The sequence below is a fragment of the Acetomicrobium sp. S15 = DSM 107314 genome (genome assembly GCF_016125955.1).
In the GTDB taxonomy this organism is placed as follows: Bacteria; Synergistota; Synergistia; order Synergistales; family Thermosynergistaceae; genus Thermosynergistes; species Thermosynergistes pyruvativorans.
In genome coordinates this window covers 12795-34564 of record NZ_JADEVE010000025.1, presented here as the reverse complement: position 1 = coordinate 34564, position 21770 = coordinate 12795, and the positions used below count along the sequence as shown (strand labels likewise).

At 48.3% G+C, this 21770-nt stretch carries 21 protein-coding genes and 1 riboswitch; all 21 genes read left to right on the top strand.

Annotated elements, in window-relative coordinates:
* The coding region (locus EZM41_RS14130) for a flagellar basal body rod C-terminal domain-containing protein (RefSeq protein ID WP_342449181.1) at positions 1-104 on the top strand (104 nt) is incomplete at its 5' end.
* Between the two features lie 415 nt (positions 105-519).
* Positions 520-717 carry a hypothetical protein gene (locus EZM41_RS00380; RefSeq protein ID WP_198468296.1) on the top strand — a complete coding sequence of 66 codons (198 nt, stop codon included), beginning with the start codon at positions 520-522 and terminating at the stop codon, positions 715-717.
* A 250-nt stretch (positions 718-967) separates the two neighbouring features.
* Positions 968-1094, top strand: a riboswitch (molybdenum cofactor riboswitch).
* Between the two features lie 178 nt (positions 1095-1272).
* Positions 1273-4062, top strand: coding sequence for a molybdopterin-dependent aldehyde oxidoreductase (locus EZM41_RS00375; RefSeq protein ID WP_198468294.1), 2790 nt, complete (start codon positions 1273-1275; stop codon positions 4060-4062).
* Between the two features lie 551 nt (positions 4063-4613).
* A complete protein-coding gene (locus tag EZM41_RS00370) occupies positions 4614-5339 on the top strand; it encodes a GntR family transcriptional regulator (protein ID WP_198468292.1) in 726 nt (241 codons plus the stop codon).
* A 34-nt stretch (positions 5340-5373) separates the two neighbouring features.
* Positions 5374-6267, top strand: a complete 894-nt coding sequence (locus EZM41_RS00365; RefSeq protein WP_446697792.1) for an isocitrate lyase/PEP mutase family protein — start codon at positions 5374-5376, stop codon at positions 6265-6267.
* 21 nt (positions 6268-6288) lie between these two features.
* Positions 6289-7551, top strand: a complete 1263-nt coding sequence (gene leuC, locus EZM41_RS00360) for a 3-isopropylmalate dehydratase large subunit (RefSeq protein WP_198468291.1) — start codon at positions 6289-6291, stop codon at positions 7549-7551.
* The gene (locus EZM41_RS00355; protein ID WP_198468289.1) at positions 7548-8039 is read left to right on the top strand and encodes a 3-isopropylmalate dehydratase small subunit; all 492 of its coding nucleotides are present in this window, start codon (positions 7548-7550) and stop codon (positions 8037-8039) included. The genes leuC and EZM41_RS00355 overlap by 4 nt, the downstream gene beginning before the upstream one ends.
* Positions 8040-8110: 71 nt before the next feature.
* Positions 8111-9094 (top strand): TRAP transporter substrate-binding protein, encoded by a 984-nt coding sequence (locus tag EZM41_RS00350; RefSeq protein WP_198468287.1) that lies wholly within the window; start codon positions 8111-8113, stop codon positions 9092-9094.
* A gap of 81 nt (positions 9095-9175) precedes the next feature.
* A complete protein-coding gene (locus EZM41_RS00345; protein ID WP_198468285.1) occupies positions 9176-9658 on the top strand; it encodes a TRAP transporter small permease subunit in 483 nt (160 codons plus the stop codon).
* Between the two features lie 16 nt (positions 9659-9674).
* The gene (locus tag EZM41_RS00340; RefSeq protein WP_198468283.1) at positions 9675-10955 is read left to right on the top strand and encodes a TRAP transporter large permease; all 1281 of its coding nucleotides are present in this window, start codon (positions 9675-9677) and stop codon (positions 10953-10955) included.
* 28 nt (positions 10956-10983) lie between these two features.
* Positions 10984-11904, top strand: a complete 921-nt coding sequence (locus EZM41_RS00335) for an isocitrate lyase/PEP mutase family protein (protein WP_198468281.1) — start codon at positions 10984-10986, stop codon at positions 11902-11904.
* Positions 11905-11921: 17 nt separating this feature from the next.
* Positions 11922-12884 (top strand): NAD-dependent epimerase/dehydratase family protein, encoded by a 963-nt coding sequence (locus tag EZM41_RS00330; RefSeq protein WP_198468279.1) that lies wholly within the window; start codon positions 11922-11924, stop codon positions 12882-12884.
* A 45-nt stretch (positions 12885-12929) separates the two neighbouring features.
* Complete coding sequence (locus EZM41_RS00325) at positions 12930-14012, top strand: tartrate dehydrogenase (protein WP_198468277.1); 1083 nt, start codon at positions 12930-12932, stop codon at positions 14010-14012.
* Between the two features lie 169 nt (positions 14013-14181).
* Positions 14182-14370 (top strand): MoaD/ThiS family protein, encoded by a 189-nt coding sequence (locus EZM41_RS00320; protein WP_198468275.1) that lies wholly within the window; start codon positions 14182-14184, stop codon positions 14368-14370.
* A gap of 5 nt (positions 14371-14375) precedes the next feature.
* Positions 14376-15296 (top strand): tRNA lysidine(34) synthetase, encoded by a 921-nt coding sequence (locus tag EZM41_RS00315; protein WP_198468273.1) that lies wholly within the window; start codon positions 14376-14378, stop codon positions 15294-15296.
* Between the two features lie 241 nt (positions 15297-15537).
* Positions 15538-15834, top strand: a complete 297-nt coding sequence (locus EZM41_RS00310) for an SAF domain-containing protein (RefSeq protein ID WP_198468271.1) — start codon at positions 15538-15540, stop codon at positions 15832-15834.
* Complete coding sequence (locus EZM41_RS00305) at positions 15831-16985, top strand: UxaA family hydrolase (RefSeq protein ID WP_232618838.1); 1155 nt, start codon at positions 15831-15833, stop codon at positions 16983-16985. Before EZM41_RS00310 ends, EZM41_RS00305 begins: the two co-directional genes overlap by 4 nt.
* Before the next feature lie 73 nt (positions 16986-17058).
* Positions 17059-17772, top strand: a complete 714-nt coding sequence (locus EZM41_RS00300; protein ID WP_198468267.1) for a GntR family transcriptional regulator — start codon at positions 17059-17061, stop codon at positions 17770-17772.
* Between the two features lie 41 nt (positions 17773-17813).
* A complete protein-coding gene (locus tag EZM41_RS00295; RefSeq protein ID WP_198468265.1) occupies positions 17814-18791 on the top strand; it encodes a Bug family tripartite tricarboxylate transporter substrate binding protein in 978 nt (325 codons plus the stop codon).
* A 172-nt stretch (positions 18792-18963) separates the two neighbouring features.
* Positions 18964-20226 (top strand): anaerobic sulfatase maturase, encoded by a 1263-nt coding sequence (locus EZM41_RS00290; RefSeq protein WP_198468263.1) that lies wholly within the window; start codon positions 18964-18966, stop codon positions 20224-20226.
* 73 nt (positions 20227-20299) lie between these two features.
* Positions 20300-21730, top strand: coding sequence for a sulfatase family protein (locus tag EZM41_RS00285; protein ID WP_198468261.1), 1431 nt, complete (start codon positions 20300-20302; stop codon positions 21728-21730).
* Positions 21731-21770: the final 40 nt, after the last annotated feature.

Below are 21770 nucleotides of genomic sequence, written 5' to 3'. Positions count from 1 at the left end.
AGATGGTCAACATGATCATCGCTCAAAGGGCATACGAAGCCAACTCCAAAACCATTCAGACTGCTGATGAGCTGCTCCGTATAGCCAACAACTTGAGGCGATGAGGCGTACGATGATTAAAGTTTTCCGGATTTTCGGGTTGATTGGAATGATAATTTCACTTTGATTTTTAAGTGAGGCAACTCGGTAGGTTGACAGCGGAGGAGTCGATTGCTAAAATCATGTGGAAGCAAAAAATTCCTCGAGAGAAACGAGATTGCATAAAAATGAGCATGCAAAAGATAGCTGTAAGGTGGCTGTAGTGACATTAAAACATGTGAGAGACTTTGTTCGTACCTGTCCTTTTCCTTTTATCACTTGAAATTGATAACAGTGCGTACTGTGGAAGAATCGGCGTGAAAGTGACCGTTTTCAATATATGTTAGGTAGTCTCTGCATTTTTTTGAGGGCTTTATTAGCCTGAGTTTTTAGCTTTTCCCGGCCTTTTGACCAGTTTTTGGAGGCACTACATCTCGAGGGATGCTCAAGAAGCCTCTTTGTCACCATGAAGAGGTTAGCGAGGGCGAAAGCGATACACAGGCAGTTCGTATTTTTGGCCAGGTCCTTGCAATGTACCTTGACGAAACTGAGTATATTCTTGACGGCGCCGAAGGCGTGTCGCGCCCTGACCCTTATGCGGAAAAGCTTTCTGTTGCTGGCTTTGCCCCCTTTGGTTAACTTTTACTGCTTAACGCCGCGCTTGTGGATTTTTTGCTCGTCATGGAGTGGAGTGCTTTTTGGCGATGGCCTCGCTATTGCCGAAACGCGCAAAGTTTTCCTGTAGGCTAAATTTCGCATCTTTAGCCCTGTATATAGCTTCTATGTAGCTTCCTAAAGCAGCGTTCGTGTAATGGCATCGTCATAAACCTGTTCTAAGCGGTCAAGGTATATAAGGTAAAGGCATAAGGTATTAGAATTAAGAGATTTTATAAAACCAAACCTCCGAGTCGTCGTGCCTAAGGGGAATTCTCTATTCCCTATGGGCGGCGACCGATAGGTTTTCCCGGAAACGGGAAAGCCTCCCGTTATTTGGAAAGGAGGAGGCGCTGAAGAGCGCTTACAAAAAACGTAAGCCTTCTTTGGCAAAAGGGTCGCCTCCTTAATAAGAGGTGACCCTTTTTTAACCTCCTTAAAACGATTTAAAGCGAATGCTTAAAGCAAAACGTACGGTTGGAAGGGAGGAGGACTTATAAAAACCGCTTTAGGCATCCGAGAAAAACGAGGAGGGAAATCATGAAACAGTACTTAAGGAAAAGCATTAGGGTCAATGGATATCCTCATCACGTAGTAGCCTCCCCCGACACCATGCTAGTCAACATAATAAGAAAACAACTGGGCTTAACGGGCACAAAGCTCGGATGTGGATCAGGCCAATGCGGAGCATGTGAAGTCATCATGAACGGCAAGCTCATGCGTTCCTGCATCGTAAGATGGGATAGAGTGCCAGAAGACGTTGAAATTTTGACCATAGAAGGTTTGGGAACGCCCGACAAGCTTCATGCGCTTCAGTGGGCTTACGTAAAAACTGGCGCCATACAGTGCGGTTTTTGCACGCCAGGTTTCATTATGAGCTCAAAGGCCTTACTGGACGAAAACCTGAACCCAACTCGCGAAGAGGTCCGAGAGTGGTTCCACAAAAACCGCAACGCCTGCAGGTGTAATGGCTACATACAAATAGTCGATGCCGTAATGCTTGCCGCTAAAGTCCTCCGGGGCGAAGAAGAGATGACGGATTTTTCTGAAATGTTAGGCAGGGATGGTTCGGTCTGGGGCAGCAGGTTCCCGAGGCCAAGCGCAGTCTATAAGGCCACCGGTACATGGGACTTTGGCGATGACGTGGCGTTAAAGCTGCCCGACGAGACGTTATTTGCCGTTTGCGTATGTCCCGAAACTCACCACGCCATAGTCAAAAAGATAGACTTCAGCGAAGCCGAAAAGATGCCAGGAGTATATAAGATCGTAACGACAGCAGACATCTACGCTAACAAGGGCACGAACAGGATCAGGGGCCAAGTGGGCTCTAAAACCGCCACGACCAACGGCTGGGAACGCCGCATCCTCGTAGAGGAAGGAGACAAGATCCGCCAATGGGGAGAGGCGGTGGCCATCGTTTGCGCAACTACAGAGGAAGAAGCCAGGGCCGCTGCCGTAAAGGTGAAAGTCGAGCTGGAGGAACTTCCGCCACTGCTTAACATCAAAGACGCCATGGCCAAAGACGCCATCAAGGTCTATGACGAGATCGAAGGCATCGACGACATGCCTAACTGCTTCAACAAACGGCCCATAGTAAAGGGAGAGGACCCGGCTCCTCTTTTGGACAAGGCCCCCTACGTGGTGGAAGAAACGTTCCTGAGTTCCAGGCAGCCACATTTGACGATTGAAACGGATTGTGGCTTCGGTTATTTCGACGAAGAAGGCCGTCTAACAATTCAAAACAAAAGCATAGCCTTATATCTGCACCAAACGGCGATAGCCCGCGGTTTGGGAGTGCCACCCTCAAGGATCCGCATGGTCCAGAACAACACAGGCGCCACCTTTGGATACAAGATAGCCGTTACCAATGAAGCCCTCATCGGTGCCTGCGTCATCGCCACGGGACGGCCCGTTTACATGCGGCTCAACATGAAGGAGAATATCCTGCGTATGCCTAAGCGTTCCCCCTTCCTCATAAAGCTTCGCATAGGAGCCGACGAAAAGGGGAAGCTTGTGGGGCTTGAGCACACCTGGTATGTCGACCATGGGCCCTATTCGGAAGCCAGTCAGGACCTCACCAACAGAGAGGCCCAATTCATGGGAGCGCCTTATGGGGTTGAAAGGATCCGTGGCCGTGGCTATACCTTCTTCACAAATCACAAATGGTGCGGTGCCTTTAGATGTTACGGCGCACCTCAGACTTATCTCGCCGAGGAAGTCGCCATGGACATGCTCGCCGAAAAAGTGGGCATGGATCCGCTCGAATTTAGGGAGAAAAACCTTATCCGCCCAGGCGGAACGATGCCGAGCGGACAAAAGCCTGAAGTGTATCCGCTCCAGGCAATGGTAACGAGGATCAAGCCTTTTTACGAAGAGGCGAAGAAACGGGCAGCTGCCCTTTCAACAGATACAGTCAAAAGAGGAGTCGGCGTGTCGATCGGCATTTACGATTGCAACAGGGACGGCCCGGACGAATCTCACAGTGCTATCGAGCTGACCAAAGATGGCGTAATCCTATACAACACATGGGAAGATCATGGTCAGGGGGCTGATATCGGCTGTATTGGCACGGCGCACGAAGCGTTAAAACCCATCGGCATAAAACCTGAGCAAATTAAGCTCGTCTGCAACGACACGGCCAAGGCGCCAAACAGCGGTAACGCCTCGGCCAGCAGGAGCCAGGTGATGACGGGCGGTGCGATCGTGGACAGCTGCAGGCAATTGCTCGACGCGATGCGCAGACCCGACGGAACCTACCGAACTTACGAAGAGATGATTGAAGAAGGAATCCCCACGACCTACGAAGGTTACTGGAAGGCTACGCTCCGTAACGTCGACGGCGAAGTGCAATTTGGTGTGCCGATAGACGATGAGACCGGCCAGGGCTATCCTTTCGCCAACCACCAGTTCGGCGTGTTCATGGCCGAGGTGGCCGTCGATGTCAACACCGGCAAAACCACTGTCGAAAGGTTCACCCTCGTGGACGATGTGGGGAAGATAAACAATTACGCCGTGGTGGAAGGGCAGTTATACGGCGGCATCGCCCAGGGCATCGGCTTTGCGCTGACGGAAGATTTCGACGATGTACACAAACACGATAATCTCATCAGTTGCGGCCTGCCTTACGCCAAAGATATCCCAGACGACATAAAACTGATCCACATGGAAACGCCCCGCGAATTCGGCACCTTCGGAGCCAGCGGGACCGGCGAGCTGCCGCATTCCGCTTCACACGCTGCTATCCTCAACGCCATTTACAACGCTGTCGGCATCCGCATCAAGGAGTTACCCGCAAAACCTGAAAAGATATTGGCGGGCTTGAAACAGTAAAGGTCATATTTTTACCGGGAGCCCTTAGGCCACATGTCTTTGGGCTCTCGGTAACTTTTTTAAGAAAACTCTAAGAAACTCTTGAACAAAAACTTTAAAAAAACCGTATCTCAATATGCACCAGGCATTAACCACCTTTTCCTCTGTCCTTTGGTTAATTTGTCGCAACACCACACCTCTGAGGATGTTCAGCAAGCCTCTTTCTCATCCTGAGGTGGTTTGTAAATATATAGGTGACATTTAAACAGTTCATATTCTTGCCAAGTCCTTTACCAGACGTTGACACAAGCGAAGATGTTTGGACTGCCCTGTGATTGCCCCATGTCTCATTTCTCAAGAAGAGTGGGACCTAAGAGAACAAAACAGTGCATGCCTTCCTTAGTATTATTGGTAAGCTATCTGGACACTCAGGTGCAACTATTATTCGATACCAGTAGGACTTTAGACTCAATTTATATGGTTAATAAAAGTCAGAGTTGCATTCCTTGCGTTGTTTATGCTATCCTTTTATCACAATCGTTCGACTTTCGAAAGTAGAAGGGACTGAATAAATGGAAAATATGCTTGCCTATAAGAGCCTTTCCGCTGCCGTGCGAGATAAGATAATTGACCTTATTCTCTTTTCTGGGAGGTACAAACCTGGGGATTGGCTGAACGAATCAGACATTGCAATTGAGCTTGAGGTGAGCAAGGCTCCAATTCGCGAGGCCCTGCGCGAGCTTGCGGCAAAAGGGTTAGTGAAGATAGTTCCGCGAAAAGGCAGCTATGTGGCTGCTTTCACCGAGAACGAGATGGAGGAACTTTACAACTTGCGCTTTTTCTTGGAGATGCAGATATACAAAGACCTCATCAATAAAAAGAGGTTAGAAGAGGATGATCTGGCGTACCTGGTGCATCTCGTCGATAAGATGGTCGATTCTTCTCAGGAAGAAGCTCTTAGGGAGGTGATCTTGCCCAAATTCATGGCGTTGGATATAGAGTTCCACCAGTACTTGTGGAGAAAATCGGGCTTACGGCTTACGCGGAAGATACTGACAAATATACATTATCAAATCCTCTTGGGCATCATGGAAGACTTAAAGCATGCCGAAAGCTTGGAAGAGACGGCACGCCTTCACTACGAAGTGATTAAAGCACTTCGCCGGGCTGACATCAAGACGCTCGAGGAGAACCGCGCTTACAGCTACTTCGTGCGGCGTAAAACGGGCTTCGCAGACGTCCAGAAAAAAACAGATACAGGCTCTCTTCTGCCTGAAGAAAAGCCCGCTGCTCTGTAGTTATGAGTTTGTCTAAATTTATGTGGAGGTGAACATGGACGTGGTGAACAAGATTGCAAAACGCTTAAGGGAGCTTCTGTCTCGTAACCAAATATTGGTAGCACCAGGAACTCACGATGCCCTCACAGCTAAAATCATCGAAATGACGGGTTTTGAAGCTGTTTACATGACAGGCTACGGCACATCGGCCAGCGTGCTCGGTCAACCCGATGTAGGGCTTTTAACACAAACTGAGATGGCTTTTAGGGCAGCTAACATTGTCGAAGCTGTAAGTGTTCCCGTTATAGCCGATGGCGATACGGGCTTCGGCAACGCCATAAACGTGCAAAGGACGGTGCGCCTCTACGAAAAGGCAGGAGTGGCTTGCATTCAGATAGAGGACCAAGTGGCTCCCAAAAAGTGCGGTCACATGCTCGGTAGAGAAGTGATATCGACAGAGGAGATGGTCGGTAAGATCAAAGCAGCCTGCGATGCCAGATTTGATGATGACTTCATGATAATGGCTCGTACAGACGCGCGGACCAACTTCGGTATCGATGCGGCTATAGAGCGAGCCAAGGCCTACGAGGAAGCGGGTGCCGACATAATCTTCGTCGAGTCTCCCGAGTCGGTAGAAGAGATGAAAAAGATCACATCAAGCTTCAAAGTGCCGGTTTTAGCCAACATGATAGAGCACGGAAGAACCCCTCTTTTGTCTGCTCAAGAGCTACAGGAAATAGGCTACAACATAGCCATATACCCAGTTTCTTCTACTTATGTCGAAGCTAAAGCGGTTTTGGATCTCATGAATGAGCTTAAAAAAACTGGCACCACTGCCGGGATGCTCGAGCGCATGATACCCTTCGACAAGTTTAATGAGCTCGTAGGCCTGCCGACGATCCGCGAAAAGGAGCGCAAATACGCCACGGGGAGAAGCGCAGCCGATTGAACTGAAGGGGGGCATGGGATCATGGGCATGACTGCGGTCGAAAAGATATTTTCAAAGCATACAGGTAAAGATGTAAGAGCAGGGGAGTTCGTCTTTGCCAATGTGGATTTGGTCTTGAGCAATGACATAACCTCTCCTCTAACTGTAGAGCAATTCAAGAAAATTGGTGCAAAAACCGTGTTCGATAAAGACAAAATAGCCCTGGTGCCCGATCACTTTACGCCAAACAAAGACGTGCAATCGGCCTCAAATTCAAAGCTTCTTAGAGGATTCGCCCGCGAACATGGAATAACGCATTATTACGAAATCGGAAGGATGGGAATTGAACACGCACTTCTCCCGGAAGAGGGGTTGACCTTGCCAGGAGACTTGATAGTCGGTGCCGATTCTCATACATGCACATATGGTGCCGCGGGTGCACTGGGCATAGGTATCGGCAGCACCGACGCGGCCGTGGCTATGGCAACAGGCAAACTCTGGTTTCGTGTGCCAGAAACGATCAAATTTGTCTTCAGCGGAAAACTGCGCCCATGGGTCGGCGGCAAAGACCTGGTGTTGGCAGCAATAAGCGAGATCGGGGTTGATGGAGCGAGGTATATGGCTATCGAATTTTCAGGCGCTGCCATAAGAGAGCTTTCGATGGATGGCAGGTTTACCATGTGCAATATGGCGGTTGAAGCCGGGGCAAAAACGGCCTTTATCGAGCCAGATGAAAAAACCATCGAATACGTCAAACCGAAGGCGAAAAAGGCGTTTGTCCCTGAGGTCAGCGACCCAGATGCTCACTTTGCTCAAGAGATACGGGTAGATGTGGACGATATGGAGCCTTTGGTAGCTTGTCCATCAAGCCCGGCAAACGTCAAGCCCGTGAGCGAGCTCAGAGGTATATCTGTAGATCAAGTTGTAATCGGCTCGTGCACAAATGGCAGGTTGGAAGATTTAAAGATAGCGGCTTCCGTGCTAAAAGGCAAAAAGGTTCATCCTCATGTCAGGATGATTGTCATACCAGCCACGCAACGCGTTTACAAAGATGCCTTAAAAGAAGGCCTCGTAGAGATCTTCTTGGATGCCGGCGCTGCTTTCAGCACGCCAACATGTGGACCATGCTTAGGAGGGCATATGGGTGTGCTCGCTGAGGGCGAAAAGGCAATCTCTACCACCAATCGAAACTTCATCGGCAGGATGGGACATCCAAAAAGTGAAGTTTATCTCGCTAACCCAGCAGTAACGGCCGCTTCTGGCGTGTTGGGACGCATAGGGAGCCCAGAGGAGGTACTTTCATGAAGATCGAGGGTCGTGTTTGGAAATTCGGCAGGGATGTGGACACGGACGCTGTGATACCTGCGAAATACCTAAACCTACAGGATCCCAAAGAATTAGGTAGACACTGTATGGAAAACATCCGCCCCGATTTTGCCAAAAGTGCTAAACCAGGAGACATCGTGGTGGCTGAGGAGAACTTCGGGTGCGGCAGCTCGAGAGAACACGCGCCGCTTGCCCTTAAAGGTTTGGGCATTTCCTGTGTCATTGCCAAATCTTTTGCCAGGATATTCTTCCGGAATTGTGTCAACATAGGTCTTCCCATATTGGAAGCACCGGAAGCAGTGGATGCCGTTGGGGATGGGGACGAACTTTCAGTTGACCTGGAAAGCGGAACTATAGAGGACGTTACCAGCGGCCTCAAGTTTAAAGCCAGCCCCATGCCGCGGCTGGCCAAAGAAATAGCAGAAGCAGGCGGCTTAATCGAGTACGCAAAGCAGCACCTTCTTTAGTTTGTTTGAAAGGCGCGTGAGGGATCAAGAGTTTTGAGCTCATCAAATAAAGAGGCAGGAGGTGTCACTATATGAAGAGGTCATTTGCCGTGATATTAGTTCTCAGTTTTTTTGTATTGGGGCTTTTTGCTTCGGGAGCTTCGGCTAAGGAGGTTCTCCTGAAGCTGAGCCATACGGGTGCTCCCACCCATCACTACCAACTTGGCTCACTAAAATTCGCTGAATTGGTTGAGCAAAAAACCAGTGGCGAGGTCAAGGTGCAGGTCTACCCTTCGGACTCTTTGGCGCCGCAAAGGGAGAGCACAGAGGGAGCGCAATTTGGCACGATCGACATGGTCCTCACTTCTTCGATGATCGTGTCTAACTTTGAACCGCTCATCGGAGTGTTCGACTTGCCTTTCATATTCACTACCAGAGAACAGACATACTCCATCTTAGATGGTCCTGTTGGTGAGCGTGTGGCCAAAAAGGTTGAGGGCGTCGGGCTGGTGATTTTGGCATACTGGGAAAATGGGTTTAGGCACATCACGAACAACGTTAGGCCGATCCATACGCCGGATGATCTCAAGGGGCTTAAAATTCGCGTTCCAGAAAGCCCCGTGAGCATCGACACGTTCAAAGCGTTGGGAGCGCTTCCTACGCCGATTTCTTTCGGTGAACTTTATTCGGCATTGCAACTTGGAGTGGTTGACGGTCAAGAAAACCCACTGGCTCACTTGATCGAATCGCGATTTTACGAAGTGCAGAAACATTGTTCCCTTACGGGTCACTTGTACACAGCTGAGCCGTTGATAATAAGCAAACTGGTTTGGGAGAGGTTGACTCCCGACCAACAAAAAGCTCTTAAAGAGGCCGCCATCGAAGCAGGTGCTTATGAGAGAAACTTATCAGCGGAGAGGGATAAACAATATTTGCAAGAGGCAAAAGATAAAGGCGTTCAATTTGTCGAGAATCCCGATATTCCCGCATTCAAGAAGGCCGTTCAACCGGTTTACGATAAGTACGGACCGAAGTTTGGAGATGTTTTTAACGAAATAATAGCTACATCCAAATAGATTTATATTGCGTGATCATCGAGTAGGAAGTAGATACAAACTCTTCCTACTCGATGGCTTATCTACAAAGGTGGTGATCTTGTGCACGCCTTTAATATGGCTATTAATAAGCTAAATAGAATGGTCATTTTGATTATAGTGCCCCTCTTTACGATTATGAGTATAGTTACTTTGATCCAAGTCTTGTTTCGTTATGTTTTCAAATTGCCACTGAGCTGGACAGAAGAGCTCGCGCGCTTTCTTTTCGTATGGGTCGTTTTTCTGGGCTCCGCCGTTTCCGTGAAGGAGCTTGGCCACGTAGGGGTGGAATATTTTGTGAGCAGGCTTAGTTTTAGCAAAAAGAAGGTTATTACTGTTATAGCTTATTCCGTCTGCATCTTTATGGCTTTAATTCTCGCAAAAGTTGGTTGGGACGTAACCAGGAGGACTTTTGCTCAACTTGCGCCTTCTATGCAAATACCGATGGCCTATGTTTATTTTGCTTATCCCTTGGGTTTTTTGCTGTCTGCCGTTAATTTTGCCTATCACTTGATTTGTACCATTAACCAAAAGGCAACTAATTGATGAGGAGTTGATGTGAATGGCGCTACTTTCTTTTGTGTTTTTCTTTGTATTTCTATTAATTGGGATACCGATATCTTTCTCTCTGATATTAGCGGGCATATTTGCTACGCTCTTTGGCACTTCCGTCCCGTTGATGATAGCTCCTCAAATGATGGTCAAAGGTGTCAACTCTTTCCCCGTGATGGCCATCCCATTTTTTATCCTCGCTGGGAACATAATGACGAGAGGCGGCATTTCTAAGAGGTTGGTCAGGTTTGCATATTCTGTTGTAGGAGCTATTACAGGCGGGCTTGCTATGGTCTCCATTCTCGCTTCCATGTTTTTTGCCGCCATATCCGGGTCGTCGCCTGCCACGGCAGCTGCTATTGGTAGCATTATGATCCCTCCGATGGAAGAAAAGGGCTACGATAGAAAATATTCTGCTGCGGTGATCGCAGCCGCTGGAACTATAGGCATAGTAATACCACCGAGCATTCCAATGGTTGTGTATGGAGTCAATGCGGAAGTTTCAATAGCTGGGCTATTTCTTGGTGGCATATTCCCGGGCATTTTGATGGGCGTAGCGCTTATGGTTCTCAATTATTATTTTTCTAAGAGAGAGGGCTATGTGGGCGAGGGGTCTTTTAGCTTTAAAGAGTTCTTTGTTTCTTTTGTTGATGCCTTTCCTGCATTATTAATGCCGATAATAATATTGGGTGGTATATATAGCGGAGTTTTCACTCCGACCGAGTCGGCCATTGTGGCTTCTGCGTATGGGTTAATAATTGGCAAGTTTGTGTATCGCGAATTGAGATGGAAAGATCTATTCAAAGTGACCGAGGATTCCGCAAAGTCCACCGCCAACATCCTCATGTTGATCGCGGCTGCCATGTTCTTTGGGTGGTTTTTGGCGAGCGAGCAGGTTCCGCAGAGGATAGGCAGCCTTGTCCTTTCCATTACGGAGAATCCTTATCTAATTTTACTATTGTTTAACGTTGTCTTGCTTATAGCTGGCATGTTTTTAGATTCCATTGCCTGTATAGTATTGATTACTCCGATATTTTTGCCAATTATGCGCAGTTTAAATATCAATCCACTAGTTGTTGGCATAGTTATGACGATAAATTTGGCTATAGGACAAGTTACCCCACCTGTTGGGTTAAATCTATTTGTGGTAAGTAGTATTGCTAAAATTAAATTTGATGATATTGTAAAACCGATATTGCCATTTATAGTAGCTCTTATTGTGGTCGTGTTAATGGTAACTTACATTCCAGCAATTGCCTCTTATTTACCAAGTTTGTTGGGTTATATGTAAGACATACGGAGAAAGAGAGGAATGAGGCATGAGAGGCCCTCGCAATGCAAGGTGCTCTCTAAAAGAGCATTTGAACAACGGTGAAACGGTGGTAGCGCCTGGTTGCTATGATGCCGTAACTGCTTCCGTGGTGCAGGAGCTGGGATTTAACGCCGCTTATATGGGCGGCTGGATGACAGGCGCGGCCTTAGGGACTACCGAGCCGCTCTTGACGCTTCTGGATCAAGTCGAAAATGCCAGAAGGGCTCTGCGTCTTTTGGAGATTCCGCTTATAGTAGATGGGCATACCGGCTTCGGAGATCCTTTGCACATCATGCGCACAGTCCAGGAGTATGAGAATGCCGGCATAAGCGCTATGCATATAGAAGATCAGGTTTATCCGAAACGCGTTCATTATTATGCCGGGAAAGAACACATTGTACCCTTAAAAGAACATATTGAGAGGCTGGGATATGCCCTCAGAGCAAGAAATGACGAGAACTTTATGATCATTGCAAGGACAGACGCCAGAAGAGCAGCAGAAGGCGGCACAATAGAAGCCGTGCTCGAACGAGTCAACGCCCTATCTGAGGTCGGGGTAGACGCTATTATGCCTCAGGTTTGTGATGTGGACGAAATGAAGCGAGTAAGGGACGCCGTGCCGGAAAATATGCCGTTGCTTGCTATGGCTGGATATGGATCAAAATGGGGAATTCAAGAAACCCTCACATGGCAGGAAATCTCGAGTCTCGGTTATCAAATAATTATCTATCCTATAACTACGATAGTTGCTACGATAGGCGCAGCCTTAAGCATCAACAGAATGATCAAAGAACAAGGACGGGCGCCCACTTCTGGTGGCTTTGTGGGGTTTGAGGCGCCGCGCTATAATGAGGTCATTGCGAAAATAGAAGGGATGATAGGCGTGGATAGGCTGTGCGAGGTGGAACGCCAGACTGTTGAAAGATGACGAGGGGGCGCATTCCCGTGAAGAGGATTCTGGTGACCGGAGGGACGGGTCAGATAGGGTATGATATGACCTTAGCGTTGAGGGAAAAGTACGGCGGTGATAACGTAGTGTGCGGCATACATAAGCGTAAGCCACCTGCCGAGATATCCGAATCCGGCCCTTGTGAGGTTGTCGATTGTACCTACGTTTCGTCGATCAAAGGAGCCGTCGATAAGTACAATGTAGGAACGATCTATCACTTAGCCGCCATGCTTTCTGCTATTTCCGAAGCAGATCCCAAGAAGGCTTGGAGCGTGAACTTTGATGGGTTGTATAACGTTTTGGAGGTAGCTCGTGAGCACGGTTGCTCTCTCTTTTTCCCGAGTTCTATGGCCACCTTTGGCCCGGAAACGCCGAAAGACAACACGCCTCAGGATACGATCCAGCGCCCAACCACAATATACGGTATAGCGAAGGTGGCAGGCGAGCTGATGTGCAACTATTATTTCAAGAAATACGGTGTAGATACGCGAGGCGTGCGTTATCCGGGCGTAATTTCGAGCAGTTCCATGCCTGGCGGGGGAACCACCGATTATTCCACGGAGATATTCTACGCTGCCCTGACCCAGAGACGTTATACGTGTTATTTGAGGCCAAATACGATGATGCCTATGCTTTATATGCCCGATGCAGTTAAGGCTGCCATCACCCTTATGGAAGCCGAGCCGAGCAAGCTTGTGCACCGCAATGGTTACAATGTGACAGCCATGAGCTTCACCCCTCAAGAGTTAGCTGATGAAATTAAGGAGCGTATCCCGGATTTTGAAATAGAATACGATGTGGACCCGGTGAGACAAGCCATCGCCGATTCGTGGCCGAACAGCCTGGATGATAGTTGTGCTCGAAAAGAATGGGGCTGGACACCCGATTATGATCTTGAAACGATGGCAGATGATATCATAAAATGCCTGAGTGAGCGATTGGGCCAAGGTGGTAGTTGAGGCGGTTATGCCTAACTCTTATACAAAACGAATGGATGGTGAGATATGGTGAGCAAGAAGGTTTTCAAAATAGGAGTGCTTCCCGGTGATGGTATAGGCCCGGAAATTACGGCAGAGGCACTTAAGGTGCTGAAGACTGTGGAAGAGCTCGATGGAAATATCTCTTTGGATTTTACGTCATTTCCTTGGGGATGCGAGTACTACCTGGAGCATGGCGTTACGATGCCTGCAGATGGGCTTGATACGCTTAAGAAATTTGACGCCCTTTTGATGGGTGCCATTGGAGACCCGAGAGTCCCCGATCACATAGGAGCCCAGACCTTGATATTCGCTATCCGCCGCGGATTTGACCAGTATGTGAACTTAAGGCCGGTCAAACGCCTTCCTGGTGCTCCTTATCCTCTTAAAGAAGAAAAAGCTATCGATATGGTTTTCGTAAGAGAGAACGTAGAAGGCGAATATGGAGATATCGGCGGCAGGTCATATCCAGGAACGCCCCACGAGGTCGTTATGCAGGTGAGCGTATTTACCCGTAGGGAGACGGAAAGGGTAATGCGATATGCCTTTTCCTTAGCGAGGAAGCGCAGGAAAAAGGTAACCTCAATAACCAAATCGAACGCCTTGAAGCATTCGATGGTCTTCTGGGATGAGGTCTTTAACGCTGTCAGCAAAGAATTTCCCGATGTAGAAGCGGAGCACGTATTAGTTGATGCAATGACGATGTTTTTGATCAGGAAACCTGAGAGCTTCGATGTCGTAGTGGCTTCTAATCTCTTTGGCGACATTCTGACTGATTTAGCCTCTACGCTCCAAGGTGGGTTGGGCTTCGCCCCGGGCGGAAATGTCAACCCCGAGAAGGAATTTCCATCGATGTTTGAACCAATCCACGGTTCTGCCCCCAAATATAAAGGCATGATCAGGGCAAACCCCATAGCCACGATATGGGCAGCCGCCATGATGCTCGATCACATTGGCCTTGAAGAGTGGGGGAAGCGCGTCGTCGATGCTATAGCCGCTGTCGTTAAAGAAGGGCGCGTAAGAACTCCAGACCTGGGTGGAACGAACACCACTTCCGAAATGGGCGACGCTATCGCCAAACAGCTCGAGGCGGTCTTCGGGAAGAAGTAAGAGCAAATATGAGCTGGGGTGTTTAATTTGCCGAGGACACCAGGGAATAGATATAGGTGTCCTCGGCTTTTGGCATTTGGGGTTGCTTTGTGGTGTTTTAAAAACCCATAGCGGCGACTGTGCTATACTTTAGACTTTATATATTAATATGGAAAAGGAGTAGTTTGGTATGAAGGTATATTATAAAGGGACAGAGTTCCGATTTGACGAATCCATGTCTGCCTTGAAGCTCTTAAGCAAACTTTCTCTCAATGTAAACGAAGTGGTAGTTGTTAAAAATGGCACTATAATCACTGAGGATGAAGTGCTTTCCCGTGACGATGAGGTGAAAATAATAAACACCGTCAGTGGAGGATAAGGGGCATGAAGTGTCACATTTGCAAAGATAAGGCGGTAATTAAATTGCGCCAGCACAGTCTTGCATTGTGTGCTCGCCATTTTGACGAGTGGATGTTAAGGCGTGTACAAAAGGCGATATCCGACTTTAAAATGTTCTCTAAAAAGGACAAAATTATCCTTGCTGTTTCAGGTGGCAAAGATAGCCTCGCCCTGTGGGATATCCTTACAAGGTTAGGATATTATACATCAGGGCTTTATATTAACTTGGGTATAACTCACGATGGCTATTCTGACGAGAGCGAAGAGCTTTGTTGGGTTTTTGTCCGCAATAGAAAATGCGATTTAATTGTGGTAGATATCACGCAGGCGCATGGAATGACAGTGATGCAAAAGGCTAGAGCTAAACATCGCTCCATATGTTCCGCCTGCGGTCTTACCAAGAGATATTATATGAATCAAGTTGCGATTACCAAGGGATTCGATGTGATCGCCACAGGACACAACCTCGACGACCAGGCTGCAGCGCTGCTTGGCAATATACTCCACTGGAACGTGCTATATTTAGCTAACGGAAGCCCTTATTCTCCCCCGATCGGGGAGGGTCATCCCGCTAAGACAAAACCTCTATTCCTTTGCACCGAAAAAGAGACGACGACGTATTGTCTGCTTAGAAATATATCCTTTGTAGAAAAAGAATGCCCTTATGCTGAGGATGCTACGTTTCTCGAGTGGAAACGCCTTCTAAATCGTGCGGAAGAGCGGTCTCCTGGTACAAAATGGGCTTTTTATCGCGGATACTTGAAAAATATGTATTTGTTTGCAGGCGAATGCGCTGAAAAGGAACCGCCATACAAGTGCAAGATCTGCGGATTGCCTTCATGGCATGACACATGTTCTTTTTGCCGATTCTGGAAGGTCGATAACGCGTCAAAGCAAAATCAGTGATCCAAAGACGTACACCCTAAAATGTCGAAGCCCTTCCCATAGACTCCCTGTAAATACTCTCTTTCCCTTCAGTGTGGTTTAGCAAAAGATCTCTCTTTAGCGAGTTTAGCGCGAAGAGTGAACGTTTCGGTGCGAGAAGCTTGACATAAAAAATTTAAAATATAGAATTTGACTTGGGCTTTATAAATGCTCCTCGTAACTTAAGCGTTGAGGCATTTTGTCCCCCATAGGGGGTGTGTTCGTGAAATTCAAGGTTTTGGTTCACGTGAAGAGTGATGATGTGGGTGTTGCGGTGGAAGAAATAGCCCCGGGTGAGCGGGTAGGTTTCGTTTCCCTCGATGAGGTTGGGTTTGAGGGTTTAATCGAAGTCCTCGATACCATACCAATTGGACATAAGATTGCCCTTAAAGAGATTTCTTCCGGCGCAAATGTTATCGAATACTATAGACCTATCGGAATAGCCACTTCTAATATCAAAACAGGCGAACTTGTGCGTATACACAACATCAGATCGCTCAGATGGAGGGACGGGCTATGACAGAGCTCTTGGGATTCAGGCGACCGAATGGCCGTGTGGGCGTGCGAAACCACGTAATAATACTGCCGGTCGATGACATATCTAACACTGCTGCTGAGGTGACTTCGCGGGTGATTCATGGCACCTTGTCCCTCCCTCATCCATATGGAAGATTGCAATTCGGCGAGGATCTGGAGCTTACGTTCAAAACGCTCATAGGTACTGCTTCCAACCCAAATGTGGCGGCTGCCGTCATCATAGGCATAGAGCCCAACTGGACTAACAAGATCGTGGATGCCGTTTCTAAGGTGGCGAAGAAACCTGTAGAAGGTTTGAGCATTGAGCATAATGGAGATCTTAAGACTATAGAAAAAGCATCAAGGATAGCAAAAATGCTTTTGCAGGACGCATCAGAGATAAAACGGGAGCCTATATCTTTGGGTGAGCTTACGATTAGCATTAAGTGCGGAGAATCTGACACGACATCTGGCCTGGCTGCAAACCCTGCCCTCGGTAGGCTGATTGACAGGCTTGTGAACGCTGGATGCACCGTGATCTTCGGCGAGACTTCGGAGCTCACCGGCGCTGAAGATTTCATAGCCGAGCGCATGGCTACCCCAGAGCTTAAGGAAAAATTTATGAAAGTTTATGGCGACTATATGGCATTCATCGAGTCCCAAGGCGTAGACCTCCTTGGCTCTCAGCCGACACAGGGCAACATTGCCGGAGGGCTTTCCACAATAGAGGAAAAAGGGCTCGGTAACGTACAGAAAACCGGCACATGTCCTATCGTCGGAGTATTGGGGCCGGCTGAAACGCCGACCGACAAAGGTCTGTTTTTCATGGATTCGTCCTCCGCGGCGGCGGAAATGGTGACACTGACCGCAGCGGCTGGATCCGTGTTGCATTTCTTTACGACCGGACAGGGCAATGTCGTGGGCAATCCCATCGTTCCCGTAGTCAAAATATCGGCCCATCCGCGGACGGTGGTAGAGATGGCCGAGCATATAGACGTAGACTTAAGCGGAATTATCCGCCGCGAGTTGTCCTTGGATCGGGCGGCAGACGCAATCTCAGATGTTATGAACCGTACGATAAATGGCAGGCTTACTGCGGCCGAAGCGCTGGGTCACCGCGAATTCGTCCTTACCAAACTCTACCGCAGCGCTTAGGTCGGAATACCTGAAATTTTAATGTAAGCCATTGCTTTGTAAAAGAATTTCAAACGAGAAAGAGTGAACGTGAATGTTAGGTTATAAGCGGCAAAAAATAGAGAAAGTCGACGTTCAGCTTGAGAATTTTTCAAACGCACCGCGTTTAGCTGATATGGCTTACGAAGCTATCCACGATGCTATTGTATCCAAAACCCTGCAACCTGGCTCAAAGCTTTTAGTGCGCGATTTAGCTCAGCGATTGGGTATAAGCTACACGCCCGTGAAGGAGGCATTAGTGAAGCTTGCAGGAGAAGGTTTGGTGCAAATTATTCCCCGCAAGGGTGCTTATGTGGCACTCCTTACAATTTCAGATGTAGTGGAGATTTACGAGCTACGTGAGGTCCTCGAGGGATTGGCTGCGGCTAAGGCGGCTACAATGGCAACAGAAGATCAACTCGCTAAGATAGCAGGATACCTTAACGATGGCAAACTGTGCATAGCAAGTGGCGAGGTTAAACGTTATTCCGATGTTGATATACTATTTCATAGTGCAATAGCAGAGGCGAGCCGTAACATCCGCCTCTTGGAGGCGCTGAAGAAACTCCAGAGTCAGGTGCGGCTCTTAATGGCGACATCCGCTTCGCTTTCGGGCAGGCCGCAGCGGTCGATACAGCAACATGAGCAGATATACCAAGCGATAAAGCGCAGGGACTCCATTGGCGCAGATAATGCGGCCAAGTGTCACGTGAAGGAAGCGAGGGAGGTGATAGTTTCTTACTTGAGGACGCAGGATCAAATGGCGTGATTGCTCAACGAGGTGAAGCAAAAGAAAGGAGATGAAGGATTATGAGGCGATTTTTGACGAGTTGTGCGGTTTTAGTCTTGGCCTTCGGCGTGATGGCTCAGGGACAGATGCCGGCAAATGCTGCAGGTTTTCCCACTAAACCGGTGACGATCGTTTGCCCTTATGCAGCTGGAGGCAGCTCAGACCTAATGACTCGCGCACTGGCGTCGGTTGCGCCGAAATATTTGGGCCAAAGCGTGGTCGTGTTGAATAGGCCCGGAGCCAATGGAGCAATCGGGGCGGCGGAGGTGGCCAGAGCACATCCCGATGGCTACACGGTGCTTCAGATAGCAGCCGGTGCCTTTACCACAGTTCCGTTGACTCGCCCCGTCCAGTACAGCGTTGACGACTTCCGCGGCATTATAGGCCTCAGCTATGAACCAATAATACTAACCGTCAACGCTAAATCTCCATGGAAGACGACGCAAGACCTCATCGATGATGCCAAAAAAACCGGCAAGGTTATTAAGTATGGCATTTCAGGTGCTGGTGGCCTTACGCATTTGGCCCCAGCCGCTCTCTTTGACTCTGCTGGCGTGAAAGCGGAGGCTGTGCCGTTTGAAGGCGGAGGCCCGGCTATTACCGCTTTGGTTGGCGGCCATGTAGATGCCGCTACCTCGCATCCTACGGAGTGTATGCCCCAAGTGGAGGCAGGAAACTTGAGGGCACTGGGCATTTTCTCGCCGGAGCGATTTGCCGAGGCGCCTGATGTCCCCACGTTTAAAGAACAGGGTTTCGACCTGCCAGAATTCAGCGTCTGGAAGATGTTACTCGTTCCAGCTAAGACGCCAGACGATGTGGTGGAAAAGCTTCACGCAGCTTTCAAGCAGTCGCTTGAAGACCCCGAGTTTATAGAGGCTATGGCTCGTATGAAGCTCACCATTCAGTATCGCACACCCGATGAAGTGATCTCCAGTCTTAAGGAGGAATATGGCGCATACAAACCCCTCATGGAGAAGTTAGGGTTTGTGAAGAAGTAGCCAGCAATACAGGCAGGTCTGGGTCGGATCGTTGCGCCTTAGGCTTTGGCAACAGACCTGCCTGTATACAACAAAAAGATCAGTCATGTTCTATTAGATGATATAGTTTAATGATACATAGATAACAAATGCTTAAAGCGGTTTATTCATTTAAAGATGGGTGATTGGTAAGATGAAAAACGCCACCTCGCCATTTCATGTCATGGCTAAGCCTATCGGCCCTATTTGCAACTTGTCCTGCAACTATTGCTTTTATTTAGAGAAAAAACATCTATATCCACAAGAGAAAAATTTTAGGATGAGCGAGGAGCTCTTAGAGGATTTCATCCGGCAATACATTCAATATCAGCCCGGCCCTGTCGTTTCCTTCGCATGGCAAGGGGGCGAACCCACCTTGAGGGGGATAGATTTTTTTAAAAGGGCCGTCGAACTGCAAAATAAGTATGTACCGGAAGGCTGGCGGATAGAAAACGCATTTCAAACCAACGGCATCTTGTTAAACGACGAATGGTGCGATTTTTTCAGGGAAAACGATTTCCTCGTAGGCATTAGCATAGATGGTCCGGCGGAATTACACGACTCATACCGATCCGATAAGGAAGGGCGCTCAACGCACAAACGGGTTCTTAGTGGGCTCCATTTGCTGCAAGGACATGGAGTAAAATGCAATGTCCTATGTACTGTTAATAATTTAAATACTATGCACCCACTTGAGATCTACCACTTCTTCAAGGACGAAGGCGTGCGGTATATTCAATTCATTCCCATAGTAGAACACATGGAAGATGTGAAAGTGAGCCCTCGCACCGTAAGGGCTGAAGATTACGGCCGCTTTTTGATTGCTGTTTTCGACGAGTGGGTTAAAAACGACATCGGTCGGGTTTTTGTTCGGATGTTTGAGGAATGCGTTGGGCTTTGGATGGGAGTTGGTCCTGCCCTTTGCACCCTTGGTGAAACCTGTGGCAGAGCCATGGTTATGGAGCATAACGGTGATCTGTATTCCTGCGACCATTTTGTCTCTCTTGAGTATAGGTTGGGCAACATTCGAGAAGAGGCCCTCATCGACATGGTCGAATCGCCCAAGCAGAAGAAGTTCGGTCAGAATAAGCGAGATGCCTTGCCACGGTATTGCCGTGATTGCGACGTGCGCTTTATCTGCAATGGTGGCTGTCCAAAAGACCGCTTTTTAAAAACGCCAAATGGCGAGGGTGGCTTAAACTATCTATGCGCCGGGTATAAACAGTTTTTTAACTATACTGCTGTGTTTATGCGAGAGATTGCCCAAATGATAAGGCAGAAGCGATCGCCCCTCTTTATCCAAGAGGAGATGCGAGGATTGTATAGCTCCATTTGGAAGAACACGGGGCGCAACGACCCTTGCCCGTGTGGGAGTGGCAAGAAGTATAAAAAGTGTTGCCAGGAAAGACAACCATAGATACGAGCAGAAGGATTTATGTTGAAAGCGAAATAGTGGAAAAACAATTTTTAAATAAGAAAGGAGTAATGAAATGCCGAATGATCGTCCCAACATAATTTTAATCATGACCGATCAACAGCGCTTCGACACCATTCAAGCATTGGGATTTCCCTACATGGATACGCCTAATCTGGATCGCCTCGTCAAAGAGGGGGTAGCTCTGAATAATTGTTTTTGCGCCGCGCCTTCTTGTGCGCCATCTCGTGCTGCCCTGTTTACGGGAGGTTATCCTCACTCTGCCGGCGTCTTTAAAAACGCAGATGAATGGCCTCGAACTTGGGTAGAGGATTTGGCGAAAAGCGGATATCACTGTGTAAACATCGGCAAGATGCACACTTACCCCTATCAGGCTCCCTACGGTTTCCACGAGCGCTACGTGGTGGAAAACAAAGATCGTTATCTGGAAGGAAGATATTTTTTTGACGAGTGGGACAAAGCTCTGCACGCGAGAGGTCTGCCGAAACCTGGACGCGTAATGTATCGAAACCTAAAAGATTATAGGGAGCGAATGGGTGCATTTGAATGGGAATTGCCGGAAGATATGCATCCCGACATGTTTGTGGGTGGTATGGCCACGTGGTGGATCGATCGCTATCCCGAAACCACACCCCTGTTTTTGCAAATCGGCTTTCCTGGTCCCCATCCGCCATATGACCCTCCTTTTAGATATGCAGAACCCTATTTGAAAAAAGACTTGCCCATTCCTGTAGTATCCGAGAAAGATCTATCCAGCCAACCGCCCCCGTTTCTCGCTTTGCGGAAGCATAATTCACAAATCGATCATGATTCAGTTGTTTTCTCGTTGAACCCTTCTCGGGAGCAACTTCATCGTTTGAGGGCGTACTATTTGGCCAATGTGACGATGATTGATGAGAAGATCGGTGAGATCTTACAAGCTCTTGAGGCAAAGGGTTATTTGGAAAATGCGGTGGTGATTTTTACTTCAGATCATGGGGATTGTTTGGGAGATCATGGTCATATACAAAAGTGGACCATGTACGACGAAATACTTAAGGTTCCGACGATCATCTGGTCTCCGGGGCGTTTCGATGGAGGGCAGCGTTTGGATAATCTCTATAGCCAAATAGATATAGGAGCAACCATCTTGCAATTAGCAGGCCTTCAGATTCCTGCAAATATGGAGGCCGAGTCCCTCGTACCGGCTTTGGAAGGCAGAAATACCGAAGGGCATAAGTGTGTTTTCGCCGAACATAGCCGCGACGCAATTTTACAGGAAACGGAATTTATGACGATGGTCAGGACCAAAGATTGGAAGTTGGTTCACTTCTTGGATGAACCCTTCGGGCAACTGTTCGATTTGAAAAACGACCCCAAGGAGCTCAACAACCTGTGGGACGATCCGCGCTACGCAGACCGAAAAGAGGCGCTGATGCAGATAATGCTAAATTGGTTAATTCGAAGCAACTATCGCTCCCGGTCGCAGCAACTCAGGTGGGGGTAGAGATCTGGGGTTGCAAAGCAGAATATGGGACTTTTGTTTA

What these genes read in the sequence shown, in the direction of transcription:
- EZM41_RS00380 (WP_198468296.1), top strand. Translation starts at nt 520, where the DNA reads ATGCTCAAGAAGCCTCTTTGTCACCATGAAGAGGTTAGCGAGGGCGAA.
- EZM41_RS00375 (WP_198468294.1), top strand. Translation starts at nt 1,273, where the DNA reads ATGAAACAGTACTTAAGGAAAAGCATTAGGGTCAATGGATATCCTCAT.
- EZM41_RS00370 (WP_198468292.1), top strand. Translation starts at nt 4,614, where the DNA reads ATGGAAAATATGCTTGCCTATAAGAGCCTTTCCGCTGCCGTGCGAGAT.
- EZM41_RS00365 (WP_446697792.1), top strand. Translation starts at nt 5,374, where the DNA reads ATGGACGTGGTGAACAAGATTGCAAAACGCTTAAGGGAGCTTCTGTCT.
- leuC (WP_198468291.1), top strand. Translation starts at nt 6,289, where the DNA reads ATGGGCATGACTGCGGTCGAAAAGATATTTTCAAAGCATACAGGTAAA.
- EZM41_RS00355 (WP_198468289.1), top strand. Translation starts at nt 7,548, where the DNA reads ATGAAGATCGAGGGTCGTGTTTGGAAATTCGGCAGGGATGTGGACACG.
- EZM41_RS00350 (WP_198468287.1), top strand. Translation starts at nt 8,111, where the DNA reads ATGAAGAGGTCATTTGCCGTGATATTAGTTCTCAGTTTTTTTGTATTG.
- EZM41_RS00340 (WP_198468283.1), top strand. Translation starts at nt 9,675, where the DNA reads ATGGCGCTACTTTCTTTTGTGTTTTTCTTTGTATTTCTATTAATTGGG.
- EZM41_RS00335 (WP_198468281.1), top strand. Translation starts at nt 10,984, where the DNA reads ATGAGAGGCCCTCGCAATGCAAGGTGCTCTCTAAAAGAGCATTTGAAC.
- EZM41_RS00325 (WP_198468277.1), top strand. Translation starts at nt 12,930, where the DNA reads ATGGTGAGCAAGAAGGTTTTCAAAATAGGAGTGCTTCCCGGTGATGGT.
- EZM41_RS00320 (WP_198468275.1), top strand. Translation starts at nt 14,182, where the DNA reads ATGAAGGTATATTATAAAGGGACAGAGTTCCGATTTGACGAATCCATG.
- EZM41_RS00315 (WP_198468273.1), top strand. Translation starts at nt 14,376, where the DNA reads ATGAAGTGTCACATTTGCAAAGATAAGGCGGTAATTAAATTGCGCCAG.
- EZM41_RS00305 (WP_232618838.1), top strand. Translation starts at nt 15,831, where the DNA reads ATGACAGAGCTCTTGGGATTCAGGCGACCGAATGGCCGTGTGGGCGTG.
- EZM41_RS00300 (WP_198468267.1), top strand. Translation starts at nt 17,059, where the DNA reads ATGTTAGGTTATAAGCGGCAAAAAATAGAGAAAGTCGACGTTCAGCTT.
- EZM41_RS00295 (WP_198468265.1), top strand. Translation starts at nt 17,814, where the DNA reads ATGAGGCGATTTTTGACGAGTTGTGCGGTTTTAGTCTTGGCCTTCGGC.
- EZM41_RS00290 (WP_198468263.1), top strand. Translation starts at nt 18,964, where the DNA reads ATGAAAAACGCCACCTCGCCATTTCATGTCATGGCTAAGCCTATCGGC.
- EZM41_RS00285 (WP_198468261.1), top strand. Translation starts at nt 20,300, where the DNA reads ATGCCGAATGATCGTCCCAACATAATTTTAATCATGACCGATCAACAG.